Source organism: Campylobacter sp. RM12637, from assembly GCF_020137645.1.
Taxonomy (GTDB): domain Bacteria; phylum Campylobacterota; class Campylobacteria; order Campylobacterales; family Campylobacteraceae; genus Campylobacter_E.
In genome coordinates, this window is the sequence record NZ_JACGAV010000002.1 from 15,252 (window position 1) to 33,290 (window position 18,039).

Consider the following 18,039-nt stretch of genomic DNA (forward strand, 5'->3'; position numbering starts at 1 on the left):
CTTACCAATAGATATAAGTTTTTGTAGATTTAATATCTGCGTAGTTTAAAATTGTGCCATCTTCTAAAGTAATTTTTTCATCATCAGCACTAAGTAATTTTGAGATAATTTCTTCTTTTTCTTTAGTTTTGATTTTTAATATCTCACCTATACTAAGTTTGAAATGCTCTATTTTAGTAAGCTTTCTTTCAAGTCCAGGAGAGCTTACTTCTAAAAAGTATTTTTCATCTGTAAGTGGATTTAAATCAAGTATAGGAGAAATCAATCTACTAAATTGCTCGCAATCATCAAGACTAACTGATTTATTTTCTCCATCTTTTAAGATGAAAATTCTATAAATAAAGTTATTGCCTTCTTTTGCTAATTCAGTATCATAAATCACTAAATTAAGCTGTTTAGCTAAATTCTCTAGCTCCATTTATTTCTTTTCCTTATTAATTTGCTTAAATAATTCTTCTATTCTATTAATTTTATCTAAACTATCGTCAAACCTAAAATGAAAATTTGGACATCTATACATACCAAGCGCTCCTAAACAATGAGCTTGCAATACTTTACTAACTCTTTTTAGCTTAGAAAGAACTAAATTTTGTTCATCTTTTGTAAGCGACATTTTATCTAAATATATAAAAGCGTCATAACGACCCTTTTTGCAATCTACATCATTTACCAATAGACCGCTTAATAAAGGATCATCTAAGTTTGCTAAAGCTTCTCCTACTAATTCCTTTAGCAAACTTTGTGTTCTTAGGCGTTTTATTTGTGCTTTATCATTCATTATAAACTAGCCTTACTTTGAACTTCTTTATAACTTTCTATAAAATCGCCTTCTCTCATATCGTTAAATCCAACGATACCAACACCACATTCATAACCTTTGCTAACTTCTCTAGCGTCGTCTTTAAAGCGTTTAAGTGAACTAATCTCTCCTTCAAACACTACAACACCTTCACGAATAACACGGATTTTAGCCCCTCTTACTATACTTCCATCAGTTACCATACATCCTGCTATTTGTCCTACTTTTGGCACATTGATTACTTGTCTAATTTCAGCTTGTCCTAGTTGCTCTTCGCTAATAATAGGACTCATTAAACCACCTAAAATAGCTTTAATCTCATCAATTAGATTGTAAATTACATTATATGTTTTAATCTCAACCTTAGCTTCTTTTGCTTTTTCCTTAATATCCCCTGTTGGACGAACATTAAAGCCAACTATAACACCACCGCTAGCTTGTGCTAAAGCAATATCTCCTTGAGATATTCCACCAACACCACCTAAAACAATATCAACTTTTACCTCATCATTTGAAAGCTTTTCAAGACTTCCTCTAATAGCTTCTAATGTTCCACCTACATCGGCTTTTAAAATAACAGGTAATGATTTTAAATTCCCTTCTTTAATTTTTGCACTTAATTCATCAAGGCTTACTTTTGTTGATTTGCTTAATTCTTTTTGTCTTAAATATTCGTGGCGTTTTTGTGCGTAATCTCTTGCTTCTTTATCAGTCGCAACACTAATTAATGTCTCACCTGCATCAGGAATTTCATTAAGACCCATAATTACACCACACTCGCCTGGTAAAATCTCTTTTAGTGCGTTACCTTTGCTATCTGTAATGCTTTTTACCCTACCATAAGCAATGCCTGCTACAACGGTATCTCCTACTCTTAGCGTTCCATTTTCCATAATCACAGTAGTTACTACACCACGACCTTTTTGTAAAGAACTTTCAACTATATTTGCTTTTGCAGCTGTATTTTTATTTGCTTTAAGCTCTAAAATTTCAGCTTGTAATAAGATAATTTCAAGTAAATCTTCAATTCCAGTTCCCTTTAAAGCACTAATATGAACGAATTCATGACTTCCACCCCACTCAGTTGGCATAATATCAAGCTCTGCTAATTGAGTTTTAACTCTATCAGGATTTGCTGCTTCTTTATCTATTTTATTAACAGCGATGATGATTGGAACACCCGCTGCTTTTGCATGCGAAATTGCTTCTTTTGTTTGTGGTTTTACACCATCATCAGCTGCAACAACAATAATTACTATATCAGTAACACTAGCACCCCTAGCTCTCATAGCTGAAAATGCTTCGTGACCTGGAGTATCAATAAAGGTTATATTTTTACCATTTTTATTAACCATATAAGCACCAACGTGCTGAGTAATTCCACCTGCTTCGCCACTTGCTACACGACTATTTCTAATATAATCAAGCAAACTTGTCTTACCATGATCAACATGCCCCATAATTGTTACAACAGGAACTTTAATATCTTTTAATTCTTCTTGATTTTCTTCATAATCAGCAACATAATCAAATTGTGCAGTCTCATCAAAAAAGCTTATTTCAATTCCAAACTCAAGTCCTAAAATCTCAATAGTTTCTTCATCTAAGAAATCATTTTTAGTAGTCATCATTCCTTGCATAAATAATTTTGAGATTAATTCGCTATCTTTTTTACCTAACTTCTCTGCTAATTCATAAAGTCTTATTTCTTTAGGAATTTTAATACTTGTAATTTCTTCGCTACTTTGTTCTTTTTTATATGCTTTTGATTTTTTACGGCGAGACCTTGCTATTGAAGTATTTGTAAATTGATTGATTTGGTTATTAAATGCACTTCTTAATGAAGTTTGTGCCTTTGCAGGCTTTTCAATATCTTCTTTTCTTTCATTAAATGAAAAATCAGGCATAACCACAACATCATCTTCATCATCATTAATCTCTGCAAAATTAGTATCAAAATCCATCTTAGATGAACTTTCTTTTCTTGCTGCTGGAACTATTTTTTTAGCTTTTTTCTTTTTTAAGCTTTCATCTGTGCTAAATATTGAAGCAAACGATACGGGCTCTTTTGATTGAGCTTTAGGCTTAACCTCTTCTTTAACTTCTTCTTTTGCTGCATTTTTCTTCTTAATGATTACTAAGCCACGGCGTTTTTCAAGCCCACTTCTTGCAAGACTTACAGGTTCTTCTTGCACTAATTCTTCTTTTGCTATTTCTTTGCTTTTCATTTCTTCTTTAACTTCTACCTTAGTGATTTTTTCTTCTACTATTTTTTCTTCTTTAGTTTCTTGTTTATCTTCTTTGGTTTCTTCTTTAAGAATTTCTTTTTGTTTGCTTTCAGTTTTTTTTGTTTTTTCAATCTTTTCAGTCTTTGTACTTTTTTCAGCTTTTTCAGTTTTACTTTTTGTTGTTTTAGAAGTAGTTGATTTTGTACTAGATTTTTTGGCACTTTTACTTGATTTTGCAACTTCATCTTTTAAAATTTGTTGAATTGTTCCATTTTTTAAATACTCATATATTGCTGCTGCTACATCTTCACTTACAGCTTTTTGAGGTGATTTATAATCAAATCCTAATTCATTAATTTTTTCTAAAGTTTCTTTATTTTGATAACCTAATTCCGCTGCTATTTCACTAATTTTTATATTCGCCATTTAAAAACCTTTCTTTTAATTTACTAGCAAGTTCTTTTTTATCTATATTAATTTTTATAACTTTTTGCAAAGACTTTAAAAAATCACTATCATCTTTTTTAAGGCATTCATCACATAAATACATACTTCTACCGCTATTAAATTGAAATAAAACTTCATTTAAAGACACTTGAAAACGCTTTAAATCAGTTTGATTTTTTCTAATCTTGCAAATAATACACATTCTAATAGGTTTTGCTTTTTTCATAATCTTTTAATTTTAATTGTTTTTGCTTAACAGAAGTCTTAAAAGCTTTATTTTCAAACATTTTAATTTTCTATTCTAAATTCTTTAAAAGATTTAGAATAGAAAGAATAAAAATTAAGATTTAGATTTTTCCATACGGCGTCTTAGAGTTGGATCTAAATAACGCTTTCTAATACGAATATTAATTGGAGTTACTTCTACTAATTCATCTTCTTCAATCCACTCCATAGCACGCTCTAAAGTAGGTTTTCTAGGTGGAACTAATTTAATAGCATCATCACTACCACTAGCACGAACATTGGTTAGGTTTTTACCTTTTATAGGATTTACATCAAGGTCATTCGGACGGCTATGCTCGCCTATAATCATACCAACATAAGTTTTTGCTTGAGGGTCTATAAATAAAACACCCCTATCTTGAAGATTCCATAATGAATAAGCTAATGCAACACCATTTTCCATACTCACTAATGCTCCATTTTGGCGTTTTTCAACACTACCAACAAAAGGTCTAAATTCCATAAAACTATGATTCATTATACCTTCACCTTTTGTATCTGTTAAAAACTGACTTCTAAATCCAATTAGCCCACGAGCAGGAATTTCAAACTCAAGTCTAGTTTGTCCATCTCCTGTTGGAACCATACTTTTCATCTCAGCTCTTCTTCTTCCAAGCTTTTCAATAACCGTTCCACTAAACTCATCAGGAACATCAATAACTAGATTTTCAAAAGGCTCTGTTTTAACTCCATTTTCAATTTTTACGATAACTTCAGGGCGTCCAAGACAAAACTCAAAACCTTCTCTTCTCATATTTTCAGCTAAAATCGTAATTTGTAATTCACCACGACCACTTACTTTAAACTTACCTTCGCCAATATTTTCATATTTCATAGCGATATTTGTCTTCATTTCGCTTTCTAATCTTTCAGCGATTTTATTACTTGTAACATGCTTTCCTTCAGTTCCTGCTAAAGGTCCATCATTTACGCTAAATACAACGCTTAAAGTAGGTTCTTCTATATGCAGTGGGTCAAGTGGCATAGGATTGCTAGGATCAACTACGCTATCTCCAACATCTAAAGCATCAAAACCTGCAATTGCTACGATATCTCCTGTGCTAGCACTATCAATATCCATTTTTTCTAAACCTAAAAATCCAATTAGTTTTGAAATTCTTCCTGTATGTTTTGTCCCATCAGCCTTAGCTAACATTACATTTTGATTTTTTGAAATTGTTCCATTGAAAATTCTAGCAATTCCAATTTTACCAACGAAGTTATCATAACCTAATGTAAATACTTGTAATTGTAAAGGATTTTCATTACTACCACTTGGTGCTGGAACATGCTCAATTATCTTGTCAAATAAAGGTTGCATATCCTTACTATCATCATCTAATTCATTTTTTGCAATACCTTCTTTTCCAATTGCATAAATTACAGGGAAATCTAATTGCTCATCAGTTGCATCAAGTGCAGCAAAAAGGTCAAATACTTCATTAATTACTCTATCAGGTTCAGCTGCAGCTTTGTCTATTTTATTTACCACAACTATTGGTCTAAGACCTAATGCTAATGCTTTTTTAACAACGAATTTAGTTTGTGGCATAACACCTTCTTGAGCATCAACGATTAATAAAACCCCATCAATCATCTTTAAAACACGCTCAACTTCTCCACCAAAATCTGCGTGGCCTGGAGTATCAATTATGTTAATTTTTGTGCCTTTATAATTAATTGCTGTGTTTTTTGAAAGAATTGTAATTCCACGCTCTTTTTCAATATCATTACTATCCATAACGCGTTCATCAACTTGGTCTCTTTCGCTAAATGTTCCTGATTGTTTTAATAACTGATCAACCATTGTAGTCTTACCATGATCAACGTGTGCGATTACTGCTATATTTCTAATACTCAATGTTTTCTCCTTGATTTTAAAGTAAAAGTTTAATTAATTTAGGTTAATTTTTAAATATGAAATCACAAAAACTTGGAACGAATTTTGCTAAATCTCATCAAGTTTTAAACAAGGATTATTATGAAAGATTTATTAATTTTACAAGATGTAAAAAATCTAAATTCTAAAAAAGGTAAAGGCTCTAAAAAATCTGGTGGAGAAGGTTTTGCTGATTTATTATTTAATCAAACCGATGTAAAAGATACTAAAAATTTATTGGTAATGCAAAATGTATTTAAAGCAAAAAATGAAATAAAAAATAAAGATGTAAAACAATTTAGTAATATAAATCTAGCTTCAACTTTATTAAATGAAAAAACAAGCAAACAAGAGCCAAATTTATTAGCAAGTCTTTTACAAAATCCAAAAACTCTACAAGATAAAGTATCAAAAATAGTGCAAAATGCAAAAGAAATGAATGAATTTTTACCTAAAAGATTGCAAATAAGTGATGCTGAAATTATGCAAGATATTAAGACTTCTATGGAAGATGTTGAATATGGAAAAGAACTTTTAGATGATTTGAATTTCGTTCAGATTTTAGATTTTTTAGACATATTAAAGCAAGATAAAAAAAATGTAAAATTAAATGATTTTTTTAACTTAAAAAATATTGTTAATAATAAAGCTAGTTTAGAAAGTTTTGCAAATACAAATAGCGTTCATTCATTAGTAGAACTTGCAAAAGAGCATAAATTAGGGCTTAGCAATATAACTTATGAAAAAATTAAAAATAATGAATATAACGAGCAAATTTTTGCTAAACCATATCCTAAATTATATGAGCAAAATTTCTTCTCACACGCATTAAACAAAAATACAAAAATTGAAGAGAATTTAAAAAATACTGAAATTAAAAAACCAAATTTAGAAAGTTTATTATCAGTAAAAAGTGAAAAAATTGTATCTAATAATACAAACGAACCTATTATAAACGCTGAAAAAACTCTAAAAACTGGGGCTTTAAATGAGTTATTAAGCAAAATTACAAATGATGATAAAAAACAAACTAAAGATATAAAAGAAGAAGCATTTAAAATCGTTTCAAAAGATATAGAAACACAAAGTCCAAAAATTACTCCGAACATAATTAAAAATGATATAAAAGATATACAAATTCAAGCAAATAAAACTCAAATTCAAACCCAAGAAACAAAAGAAAATGAAAATAAAATTCTACCTGAAGTAAATATAGTAGAAGAAAATTTACAAGATAATTTAGATGAAAACTCAAGCCAAACTCAAGATAATAAAGAAAAGCTAAATCTACCACAAAATCTTAAAGTTGATTTTTTAAATCCTAATAAAGAACTTAGTAAAGAACAAACTAAATTAGTAATTGATAATTTTACAAGAGATTTTAAAGAAGAAATAGAAAAATTCAAAGCTCCAAGCCATAAAGTTAGCATTAATTTAAATCCTAAAGAATTAGGAGAAGTTAATGTTACTATGATTGCAAGGGGTAATAACTTACATATAAATCTTAATTCAAACAATGCAAATACTTTAAATCTTTTCATAGCAAATCAGCAAGAATTTAAAAATAGCCTTGTAAATATGGGCTTTACGGGTCTTGCTATGAATTTTGGAGATAAAAAAGAAGGTTCAAATCATCAAGAGCAGCAAAAAGCTCGTAAAAAATATGAAGAAATTGAAGAATTAGAAAGCACAAGCGATATGCCAAGTGGAATTAATGCTGTGCTTTATAGATATTTTTAAAGGGGTAAAAAATGTTGGTTTCAATTTTATTAATAAGTTCAATGATAATTTTAGCAGTAAGCTTTGCTGCTAAAATATATTTTAAAGATAGTTAAAATAATTAAAGCCTTTATTATTTAGGCTTTAATTAAATTCTTAAAATTATTTACAAATAAACATATCTATTTTTTGATTGTTAGTATTATCTATAAATACTGAAGTTCCGTTGTTAAATCCGTGAGTTTTGATATTGATTTTTATACCTTGACAATCTAAATCCTTACCTGAATTATAAATATTTAAAATCTCTTGCTTTAAAGCTCCACTTGAATTATCTAGGCTAGTGTATATAAAACCAACTATAAAAGTAACAACTATTAATGAAATAACAGCCACATAAAGCTTAGAATTAAAATGATTTTTATAATAAATGCAAACACCAATTAATGCAAAAAACAATATTAAAAATATTGCAAATCTAATCATTTTAAGCCCCTTAATTTATAGGTCAAATCACCTGCGTTAAATCCAACCACTACGCCTTTATCTAAAGTAATTTCTCCTAAATTACTAAATAATTTTAAAGAATTATCAACTCTTTTTATATCGTCTATGAAACAAGCATTAGGAAAATGCTTAGCTAAATCAATTTTAATTTCATCTTCATTAGCACTATAAACAGGCAAAATAAATAACTTTGAAAAACCTTCAAAACAAGTTTTAAAACCTTCTAAATTATCAAGCAATCTTGTGTATTTATGCGGTTGCCAAATCGCTATAGTATCATCTAAATTTAGTGCTTTTGCATAAGAAAATATGCCTTTTTTAGTCTCTCTTACTTCGGTTGGATGATGAGCGTAATCATCAATTATTACAAAATCCTTACTAGCATATAAAACATCAAAACGCTTTTTAATACCACAAAAATCTTTTAAATTTTGCTTAATCTCACTTAGGCTTAGCCCAACACACCTAGCAGCAAGTATTGCTAAAGCAGTATCAATAGCTATACATTCGCTATGACCTTGCACGCTAAAACGACCAAAATCTCTTAAATCAAAAGATATAAAAGGCAAATAATCCTTAACTTCAAATTCTAAGTTTTTAATATCTTCGCTAGGCACTAGTCTTTCACAATCTAAATCAATTGTAGCTAAAAACTCATCTTCAGCATTAATTACTCTAATTTTGCTTTGTTTTAAAAAGTCTGTATAAGCTTTATAAAAAGCGTTTAAATCGTGGTTATAATGCTCTAAATGTTCAGGTTCAGCATTAGTTACTATACTTAAAGCAGGATTTAAATTCAAAAACGAACTATCACTCTCATCAGCTTCAAAAACTAATTTTTCACTAGTTTTATACACCATATTTTTACCAGCTCTTTTATCCACTGCACCGATTATAAAAGAGCTTTGCAAAATATTTGCTAGGATACTACTTGTAGTGCTTTTGCCGTGTGCACCTGCAACTGCAAAAAGCATTTTGTTTTCTAAAATAAGTGGCAAGGCTTCTTTTCTTGATAGAACTTTTATGCCTAGTTCTTTTGCTTTTTTTATTTCAGGATTGTTTTCACGAATTACTGCTGAATGCACTACTAAATCAATATCGTTGCTTAAATTTGATGCACTATGACCTATAAAAACCGCAATTCCTTCTGCTCTTAATTCTTTTACTAATTCACTCTCATAAACATCGCTTCCTAAAACACTAATTCCACGCTCATTTAAAAATCTAGCCAACGCACTAAGACCAATGCCACCAATACCAATAAAAAATATTTTTTTCATAAAAATCCTTTAAGAAAATGCTAGAGCAATCAAAATTAACCCTGCTCCTAATAATTGTAAAATTGTAAATACTTCTCCATAAAAACTTCCTAAAATTCCAGCCGAAATTGGCTCAAGTAGTAAAATCAATGCGACTTTACTTGGATGAAGGTGCTTTTGAGCGTAATTTTGAGCAAAAAAACAAAATATTGTAAATACCAATGCTGATACTAAAATAAGTATAAAAACCTTAGAATTTAAAATAGGAGTTAAACTTAAATCAGCAAAAATTAAAGCCGATAATAAATACATTATCGTGCTGCCTACAAATTGAAAAAATATAAAAGTATTTAAATCATTTGATTTTAAAAATTTATCATTTAAAGCCACTAAAAGTGCAAAAAACACAGCACAAATTATCGCTAAATATTCGCCTTTTCCAAAATTATCAAAATTCGCATCACTAAATAAAAACATACCAAAACAAGCAAGTAAAGCTAGGAAAAATATCTTAAAACTAAGCTTTGCTTTGCTTATAAAAAAGCATAAAAATGGAGCAATAATTCCTTCTAAACCAGTTAGAAAAGCCACATTAGAGCTTTGAGTAAAGCTTAGTGCTTGGGTTTGAAAAATAAAGGCAAACGCCATACAAAAACCAGTGATTAATCCATATAAATAAGTATTTTTGTAATGTTTTAAAATATCATTTTTAACCAAGAAAAAAAACACAATAGAAGCTAATAAAAATCTATAAAATAATAATTCATAGCTATTTATATAGTTTAATACCCACTTAGTAGGCAAAAACGATGCTCCCCAGATAACTACAGCAAATATTAATAAAAAAAATGATTTTTCTTGATGGTTCATAAATTAAACTTATTAAGATTTAAAATATCTTTTGAAAAATCAAAATAATATAAATAATCAAGTTTTACTTCATAACCTGCTAGATATTTTAATGCCAAAATACTTGCAAAAGTAGCACTAAACATAACAAATGGAGTTGCTTGGGGTTTTATCCTTTTTATTTCATTTTTGAATGCTATTTTTTTATTTTTTACAATACTAGCACTTATGAAAAACTCTTCAACACTAGCAAAAATCCAAGGAATATTATTGGCTTTAGCGTAATTATCAATTTCAGCTCTAACTGATAAATTATCGGTCGCATCCATAATCAAATCAGCACTAGGTTTAGTAGCAAAAAATTCTGCCGCACTCATTTTATAAGTTTTTATATCACAAAATGAACGCTCTTTTAATTTATTAAAACAATCAACCTTAGCTTTACCTTCATCGTTAAAATTAAACATAATTTGCCTTTGAATATTGCTAAAGCTAACTATATCAAAATCAACTACACTAATACTCTTTATACCACTACTAGCAAGTGCGTATGCTATACTTGAGCCAAGACCGCCTGCACCTATTATTATGATTTCTTTGTTTTCTAAATTCTTTTGCTTATCTTTTAATAATAAAGTTTGTCTTTCATAAAAGTCGCTTGTTGATTTCATTTCTTACTTCCTTAAATTGCCAAAATTTAGCAGCTTCACTAGGTTTGCTAATTTCAGAAATTAATACTTCTTCAGCGTCGCTTAATTCTTGAACTATATCTCCATAAGCATTGCATAAAAAACTATTACCATAAAAATTCCACTCTAATTCATCTACTTCGCTAACACCAATACGATTTATTCTTAAAATATTAGTATTATTTAAAAATGCTCTCATTTTAATAAGTTCGCACCATCTAGAATTTGAATTATAAGTATTTGCCGTAGGAATTATCAATAAATCTAATTCATTTGCCTTTTTAAAAAACTCATCAAAATGTATTTCATAGCCAAATAAAACGCCTATTTTAAAATTATCACATTTAAAAGTATGTAATTTAATAGCTTTTGTTGAATTTATAAAAAAATCCTTTTCATTCCAATGTGAATACGGCATAAAAACTTGCTGATTTATATATTTGATTTTACCTTTATTTGCTACTAAGCAAGTTTTATTAAAACCTTTATTAGTGCTAAGAATTATAGGAGCAACTATACATAAATTATATTTAGCACTATATTCTTTTAAGGCTTCTAGTTTTACCTTGCTTTGCTCTTTTACTAAATCAACTGGCATTTGCTTTAATTCAGTAAAAAAATTATTTAAAACATACTCGCCTAACGCTACTAACCTAACATCTTTTTGCTCGCAAATTCTTAAATAATAATCAAGCCTTGCATTGCTTAAAGCCTGAGTGCTTAGTTGAAGTGCTGCTATTTTCAAAATGGCAATCTTTCTGTATCAATACTTAAAGAATTATTTTGTTTAGTTTGTTCAAATTCTTCAATATCTTTACTAGCCTTATCTAATAATTCTCTAGCTTCGTTTATTAGTTTCATACCATCTTTATACGCATCTACTAAATCAAATAAAGGCGTTTGCTCATCTTCAATTATTTTTAATTTTTCATCTAAAATTTCACAGATTTGTTCGTAAGTTTTTTTCATTGATTTACCTTATAATTTGGTGCTTCTGCAGTGATTGTTACATCATGAACATGGCTTTCTTTAAGCCCTGCACTAGTAATTTCTACAAACTCGGCTTTTTCTTGAAAATCTTTTATATTTATAGCTCCGTTATAACCCATTGAGCTTCTAAGACCACCAAGTAATTGAAACACTACATTTTTAATACTTCCAGTATGTGGAACTCTTCCTTCAATTCCTTCTGGCACTAGCTTTTCTTTTGCTGTTCCTTCTTGAAAATATCTATCAGAACTACCCTTTGCCATAGCCCCTAAGCTACCCATACCACGATACGATTTATATTGTCTTCCTTGATATGTGATAAATTCTCCTGGACTTTCATCAGTCCCTGCTAAAAGCGAGCCTATCATTACACTACTTGCACCTGCTGCAAGAGCCTTTGCGATATCTCCTGAATACTTTATCCCACCATCAGCAATTATAGGCACATTAAACTCTTTAGCAACTTCAGCACAATCACTAATAGCAGTAATTTGTGGAACTCCAACTCCACTTACTATACGAGTAGTGCAAATACTACCTGGTCCAATACCAACCTTTATAGCATCTGCTCCTGCTAATGCTAAATCCCTAACCGCCTTAGGATTAGCGATATTGCCTACTATTACATCTATATTTAATTCTTTTTTGATTTCTTTTAAAGTATCAATTATGCCTTTACTATGTCCGTGAGCACTATCCATAACCAAGACATCAACACCTGCATTTACTAAAGCTCTAGCCCTATCAAGTTGCCCTACTCCAATAGCAGCACCTACTACTAATCTTCCTAATTTATCCTTATTTGCATTTGGATATTCTTTACGCTTTTTTAAATCCTTTATAGTAATAAGACCACAAAGAGTATTACTCTCATCTACTAAAGGCAATTTTTCTATTTTATTTTTACTAAAAATTACTTCAGCTTCATCTAAGGTGCAGCCTTTTTTAGCAGTAATTAAAGGCATTTTTGTCATTACTTCATCAACTATTTTTGAAAAATCAGTCTCAAATCTCAAATCACGATTAGTTAAAATTCCTAATAATTTTTTATCATTATCTACAACAGGAACACCTGAAATACTATATTCATTCATAATAGCTAAAGCATCACTTACCTTTGCTTTAGTATTAACATAAACAGGGTCATATATAATACCACTTTCACTTTTTTTAACCCTGATTATTTCTCTTACTTGGCTTTCAATATCCATATTTTTATGAATTATTCCAATTCCACCAAGCCTTGCCATCATTATTGCAGCCTTATGCTCTGTAACCGTATCCATAGCAGCCGAAATTAAAGGCATATTTAAATTAATATTTTTAGTAAGCTTTGTACTAATATCAACTTCTTTTGGTAAAACTTCTGAATATTGCGGAACCAATAATACATCTTCAAATGTTAGAGCTTTTTTAATAATATTCACTGGATTTTCCTTTCGTAGTTTATTTTATTATAAGGGCTATTGATTAATTAAAGCCCATTTTAATTTCTTTAGAAAAATCGCTATTTAGTTCTTTTTGAATACTTTCTTTAAAATCATCTAATCTAAAAATTCCATCGCCTTGAGCAACTTTTATAGCAGTATTTTTAACAACCATTTTAATCTGTGCTCCACTTAATTCATAACTTTTTAAATCTTCTACTTTAAATCCTGATTCAAATTCCGCATTTTTTGGTAAGTGTAATTTCCAAATCTTCTCACGCTCTATTTCTGTTGGATTTGAGAATTTGATTTTATACTCAAATCTCCTTGAAAATGCTGGGTCTAAACTATCTAAAAAGTTAGTTGTAGCTATTACAATGCCATCAAATTTTTCTAGTTGTTCTAAGAAAATATTTTGCATTTGATTATGCATTAATTCACTTCCGTGACTTGCTACACTTCTAGTGCTTAAAAATTGATCGGCCTCGTTTAATAATAAAATAGGTGGAGTTTTAACGCTTTTGCTAATTATTTTATAATTATCAAAAATAGCACGAACATTTTTCTCACTCTCTCCTACATACTTATCTAATACTTTAGAGCAATCTAGTGTGATAATTTCTCTTTTTAAAGTTTTTGCTAAATAACTAGCACTCATAGTCTTACCCGTGCCTGGAGGTCCATAAAAAATTATATTAGCTCTTAAAATATCATCTTTTACTATGCCCCAATCTTTCAATCTTTTTGCCACACTTTTGGTTGAGCGTTTTTTAAGACTTGTTGCTAAATCGCTAATATCTTTACTAACTATTAAATCTATTTCATTTATTTCTAAATATTCAAAGAAATTTAATTCTTCTACAATAGCTTTAATATTTTCGCCTTTATTTGGGAAAAAATATTTTAAAGCATTATCACTTATAATAAATCTATTATCATTACCAACATATTCAATTAATTCATTGCTAAGCAACTTAGAATCATCACTTAATAATTCATAATTTCTAATCTTTTCTAATTGATAAGGATTAATTATGCTTAATAATTCTTCATAATGAAGTGGTTTTTTAGAGCCTGTTAATTCTTCTTTTAATAAAGCCATTAATATAAGAGTTTCTTCGGCACTCAAATCATAATCTTTCATAATTTCATTAAAAGGATTATGAAATTTTGGGCTATTTTTAAGCCTTGTATTAATCAAATCAAGTCTTAAATCCGATGTTAAAAACTCTAATTTAATCCTAGCATCAATCATATCAAAGCAATCATTTAAATAAACGCTTAAATCAGTATAAGGCTTATGTTTATATTCTTCTAATTCATTATCACTAATTAATCTTGCTCCATCAAATTCATTAGCAAGGTTAAAAAATACATGAGCATATCTTGTAAGCGCTATTGATTGAAATAAAATAAGCCCTGCATTATCTTTATAATTAAACTGCTTTCCGCTTGCTTCTTGAATAAATTTTTTCTCATATAGCTCAACGAAATTTGGTAAATATGAAACCATTTGAGCAGTAGTATTAGCATTAAAAGCATCTTCTACAATGCTATGAAACTTTATCCCAAAACGAGATTTTATAGTTTTGTTTAGCATTGTTCTTAATATAATGCACGCTTCTTTAGATAGACCTTGATTTAATAACTTTAAATATAAAAAACTCTCTTCGTAATTATTACTTAAAAACTCTTTAATTTTTTCCAATTTCTAACTCTTTTTTTAATTCTTTTTTCAATACTTTTCCAGCAGCATTTTTTGGTAATTCGCATTTAAACACAATTGTTTTAGGAACTTTATAATTTGCTAAATACTTTTTAAGATACTTTTGAATTTCTTGAGCACTTAGTTTAGCACCTTCTTTTAAACAAACATAAGCAACAACGCTTTCATCTAAATCACTATCCTTAACACCTATAACAGCACAAGAATCAATTTCATCTAATTGCATAATAATATCTTCAATTTCTCTTGGATATATATTAATACCCTTTGCAATTATTATGTCTTTTTTCCTATCTACTATATAAATAAATCCATCTTCATCAAGTCTTGCAATATCACCTGTTTTAAGCCACTCGCCTTCTATTACTTCATTGGTTAATTCAGGTTTATTGTAATAGCCTTGCATTACACAATCACCCTTTACGATTAACTCCCCTACTTCTCCGATAGGTAATTCTTTTAAATCATCATCTACTACTTTTACTTGATACCCGTGTAATGGCAAACCTACTGAATTAACCTTTTGCTTATCTAGGCGATTTACCGCAACTACTGGAGAACATTCGCTTAATCCATAGCCTTCTAAAACTGCGGTTCTTTTAAATTTTTCCTTATAGGCTTTAAGAGTTCCTTCACTTAAGGCACTAGAGCCTGATACTATAATTCTAATTTTATGAAACCACATAAAATACCAAGGTAACTTTGCCTTTAATAAAGCATTTAGTATCACAGGAACTGAAAATAATATCGTAACTCTTTTTAATAGAATTTGTTTTATAACATTTGAAAAAGGTAAAACAGAACGCTCAATTACAAGCGAACAACCCGAAAGTAAAGGTAATAAACAAACTGCTGTTAAAGTAAAACTATGAAACATAGGCAAATACGCTATGGCTCTATCTGATGATTTTATTTTAAAATCGTGTTGAGCTGATTTGATATTTGATAAAATATTTTTATAGCTTAATAAAACTCCTTTAGGAAGACCTGTTGTTCCTGAAGTATAAATTATATGAACGCTATCATCAATACTAGCTTCACACTTAAAATTATAAACAGGTGCATAATCTAAATAACTCGCTAAATATCCATCTTTTAAATTATCATCAAAAGAATGGTATATTAAAATATCTTTAAATTCATTAGCTAATTCAGCAGCTTCTTTAATATCTTTTGAAACTATTAATAATTTTGCATCGCAGTCTTTAATAATATACTCATATTCTTCACATTTTAGCATAGTATTAATAGGAACTGCGACTGCTTTTAAAGATGCTATTGCAAAATATAAAATCATAAATTCTTTACAATTACTCATAATAAAAGCTACATTATCACCACTTTTAACGCCTTGATTTTGCAAAAAAGCTATCATTTTATCTACATGAGTTTTTAACTCTTTAAAGCTTATTTTTCCATTTGCATCAAAAATAGCAACTCTACTTAAATTAGAATAATGTTCTAAGTATTCATAATAATTTTGCATTAATATCCTTTAATTAAAACTCATAATTGATACCAACATTTACAATCTGATTTGATTGATTTGAAAACTTACCTTTAGTCTGTATCAAAATATTATCAGTAACATTATTTACTTTAACATCAGCATAGTGTTGATATGCTCCCGCTCCTGTTACTTTTAAGTTTTTGTTTAATCTATATTCAAGTCCTAAAGAATACATATACATTCTACTATCTTTTGCTAAAAAGCTTATTTTCTCGCGTCTTACTGGACTATCTTCTGTAGAAAAACCTAGCATAAGCGATAATTCTTTATCATAGTTATATCTATAACCAAAGCTAAGTAATGTTGTATCTCTCCAACCTTGTTCTAAACTACTTTGTAAAAATGATGATAAAAAATACTCTTCAATAGCTTGCTTATCTTTAGGGTCTAAAGTAGCACCTATACTCATAGCAACTTTTTGAAAACCTTCAATAGTATTACAATCATTACCAGATGCTGCACACTTTTGCATAAATTGCATTGTTGCGAGCTTTAATGATTGTGGAATTTCTGGTGAATTTATTTTTAAATCCAATGTTTTTGCTTTACTCCAAAATGTTCTTCCCATATTAAACATAAACTCGTGTTTACCATATTCATAGGCAATACCAAAATTAGCATTAGCAGGATATAAGAAATTAGCACTCACATAACCATTATAACCAACTTTACTATCTTGAGTAGGTAAAGTTCCAACTATAGAACCATTGGTAGGGTCTATTTTATATACTTCACTCATAAGACCAGCCAATCCAATACTCATAGCTGCTAACTCTTGAATAGACATTTGCATAGAATTAAATTGTTCTTGATTTTTTGGAGATAAATTATTTGCAAAATCAAACATTCCAAACTTTGACATTTTAAAATCAATATTACCTTCAAACTTATTTTTATAAGAAGAATTGTAAAGTAATGAAAATCTTAATTTATCATCAAAATATTTAGGAACATAAGTTAAAGATAATTTGTATCCAAATTTATAACCATTATCTACCCTAGCATCTCCTTCATATACCCAAGAATAAGGATGTGCATTACCTTTTTCATCAACCCAAACTCTATTTACACTACTAATATCTGCTGGAATATATCTAGGATTTTTTGCATTATCTTTTAAAATATTAAATTTGATTCTAGTATGATTTAATGTTAAACTTGCACCCAAACTTAATTCATCAATAGGCTTATAAGCATAGGAAATAGCTGCAGTTCCACCACGAATATCCATATTATTAGCAAGTGCTTTTGCATAATCACTATTCCATCCATAAACAGCAGCAAAATCAGTATAACCTGCAAATCCAACAAAATGTTGCTCGTTAATAGGATAAACAAATGCAAGTGTTGGTATAAAGAACGAAAACTCTTTTCCGTGTGCATCAGTGGCGTTATAATATGGTTCGCCATCTAAACCATTTACCAATTCATTTGTAAATCTTGAGCCAGCAGCATTGTAAAAATTTGAACTAAAATGCAATTGTGGATTTTGTCCTAAAAATCCCATATTTGCTGGATTTATAAAAGCCGCATCGGCACTAAAACTCTTTGCTAAATTTGAGCTAGATAAAGCTACTCCATCAGCACTCAATGGAACTAGCTTATAATTTGATGCTAGTAAGCTACCACTAACAACAAATGATAAGAAAACCTTATTCATTGACTCAATTTGTCCTTAATTTTTAAATAAAACTTTGATTATATATTTTTAAAATTAATTTTTCT

The 18,039-nt window shown here is 29.2% G+C and carries 16 protein-coding genes; 1 reads left to right on the forward strand and 15 read right to left on the reverse strand.

The window, feature by feature from the left end; all coding sequences use genetic code 11:
- Position 1 precedes the first annotated feature (1 nt).
- The 5 genes from AVBRAN12637_RS01295 to typA all read right to left on the reverse strand — a co-directional run bounded on the left by AVBRAN12637_RS01295 (position 2) and on the right by typA (position 5,620).
- The gene (locus tag AVBRAN12637_RS01295; protein ID WP_336615199.1) at positions 2-418 is read right to left on the reverse strand and encodes a ribosome maturation factor; all 417 of its coding nucleotides are present in this window, start codon (positions 416-418) and stop codon (positions 2-4) included.
- Entirely contained in the window at positions 419-778 is a 360-nt protein-coding gene (gene rbfA, locus AVBRAN12637_RS01300) for a 30S ribosome-binding factor RbfA (RefSeq protein ID WP_214116821.1), read from the reverse strand.
- On the reverse strand, positions 778-3,453 hold the full coding sequence (gene infB, locus AVBRAN12637_RS01305) for a translation initiation factor IF-2 (protein ID WP_214119782.1): 2,676 nt from the start codon (positions 3,451-3,453) through the stop codon (positions 778-780). Before infB ends, rbfA begins: the two co-directional genes overlap by 1 nt.
- Positions 3,434-3,700 (reverse strand): DUF448 domain-containing protein, encoded by a 267-nt coding sequence (locus AVBRAN12637_RS01310; RefSeq protein ID WP_214116825.1) that lies wholly within the window; start codon positions 3,698-3,700, stop codon positions 3,434-3,436. The genes infB and AVBRAN12637_RS01310 overlap by 20 nt, the downstream gene beginning before the upstream one ends.
- Before the next feature lie 114 nt (positions 3,701-3,814).
- Complete coding sequence (typA, locus tag AVBRAN12637_RS01315; protein WP_214116827.1) at positions 3,815-5,620, reverse strand: translational GTPase TypA; 1,806 nt, start codon at positions 5,618-5,620, stop codon at positions 3,815-3,817.
- Between the two features lie 120 nt (positions 5,621-5,740).
- Between typA and fliK the strand changes: the two genes are divergently transcribed.
- A complete protein-coding gene (gene fliK / locus AVBRAN12637_RS01320; RefSeq protein ID WP_214119784.1) occupies positions 5,741-7,378 on the forward strand; it encodes a flagellar hook-length control protein FliK in 1,638 nt (545 codons plus the stop codon).
- A gap of 141 nt (positions 7,379-7,519) precedes the next feature.
- Here the strand turns inward: fliK and AVBRAN12637_RS01325 are convergent, their stop codons facing one another.
- From AVBRAN12637_RS01325 to AVBRAN12637_RS01370, 10 genes are read right to left on the reverse strand one after another with little or no spacing between them, the layout of a single operon-like run.
- Positions 7,520-7,843 carry a hypothetical protein gene (locus tag AVBRAN12637_RS01325; RefSeq protein ID WP_214116831.1) on the reverse strand — a complete coding sequence of 108 codons (324 nt, stop codon included), beginning with the start codon at positions 7,841-7,843 and terminating at the stop codon, positions 7,520-7,522.
- Positions 7,840-9,144, reverse strand: coding sequence for a UDP-N-acetylmuramate--L-alanine ligase (murC, locus tag AVBRAN12637_RS01330; protein WP_214116833.1), 1,305 nt, complete (start codon positions 9,142-9,144; stop codon positions 7,840-7,842). Before murC ends, AVBRAN12637_RS01325 begins: the two co-directional genes overlap by 4 nt.
- Positions 9,145-9,153: 9 nt before the next feature.
- Positions 9,154-9,993 (reverse strand): DMT family transporter, encoded by an 840-nt coding sequence (locus AVBRAN12637_RS01335; protein ID WP_336614211.1) that lies wholly within the window; start codon positions 9,991-9,993, stop codon positions 9,154-9,156.
- Positions 9,990-10,643 (reverse strand): HesA/MoeB/ThiF family protein, encoded by a 654-nt coding sequence (locus AVBRAN12637_RS01340; protein ID WP_214116838.1) that lies wholly within the window; start codon positions 10,641-10,643, stop codon positions 9,990-9,992. The genes AVBRAN12637_RS01335 and AVBRAN12637_RS01340 overlap by 4 nt, the downstream gene beginning before the upstream one ends.
- Positions 10,618-11,406, reverse strand: coding sequence for a carbon-nitrogen hydrolase family protein (locus AVBRAN12637_RS01345; RefSeq protein ID WP_250325112.1), 789 nt, complete (start codon positions 11,404-11,406; stop codon positions 10,618-10,620). The genes AVBRAN12637_RS01340 and AVBRAN12637_RS01345 overlap by 26 nt, the downstream gene beginning before the upstream one ends.
- Positions 11,403-11,630 (reverse strand): exodeoxyribonuclease VII small subunit, encoded by a 228-nt coding sequence (locus tag AVBRAN12637_RS01350; protein WP_214116840.1) that lies wholly within the window; start codon positions 11,628-11,630, stop codon positions 11,403-11,405. Before AVBRAN12637_RS01350 ends, AVBRAN12637_RS01345 begins: the two co-directional genes overlap by 4 nt.
- Complete coding sequence (guaB, locus tag AVBRAN12637_RS01355; protein WP_214119788.1) at positions 11,627-13,078, reverse strand: IMP dehydrogenase; 1,452 nt, start codon at positions 13,076-13,078, stop codon at positions 11,627-11,629. Before guaB ends, AVBRAN12637_RS01350 begins: the two co-directional genes overlap by 4 nt.
- A 43-nt stretch (positions 13,079-13,121) precedes the next feature.
- Positions 13,122-14,786 (reverse strand): AAA family ATPase, encoded by a 1,665-nt coding sequence (locus AVBRAN12637_RS01360; RefSeq protein WP_214116843.1) that lies wholly within the window; start codon positions 14,784-14,786, stop codon positions 13,122-13,124.
- Positions 14,773-16,290, reverse strand: coding sequence for a long-chain-fatty-acid--CoA ligase (locus AVBRAN12637_RS01365; RefSeq protein ID WP_239803049.1), 1,518 nt, complete (start codon positions 16,288-16,290; stop codon positions 14,773-14,775). Before AVBRAN12637_RS01365 ends, AVBRAN12637_RS01360 begins: the two co-directional genes overlap by 14 nt.
- A gap of 13 nt (positions 16,291-16,303) precedes the next feature.
- Positions 16,304-17,974, reverse strand: a complete 1,671-nt coding sequence (locus tag AVBRAN12637_RS01370) for an OmpP1/FadL family transporter (RefSeq protein WP_336608375.1) — start codon at positions 17,972-17,974, stop codon at positions 16,304-16,306.
- Between the last annotated feature and the right edge of the window lie 65 nt (positions 17,975-18,039).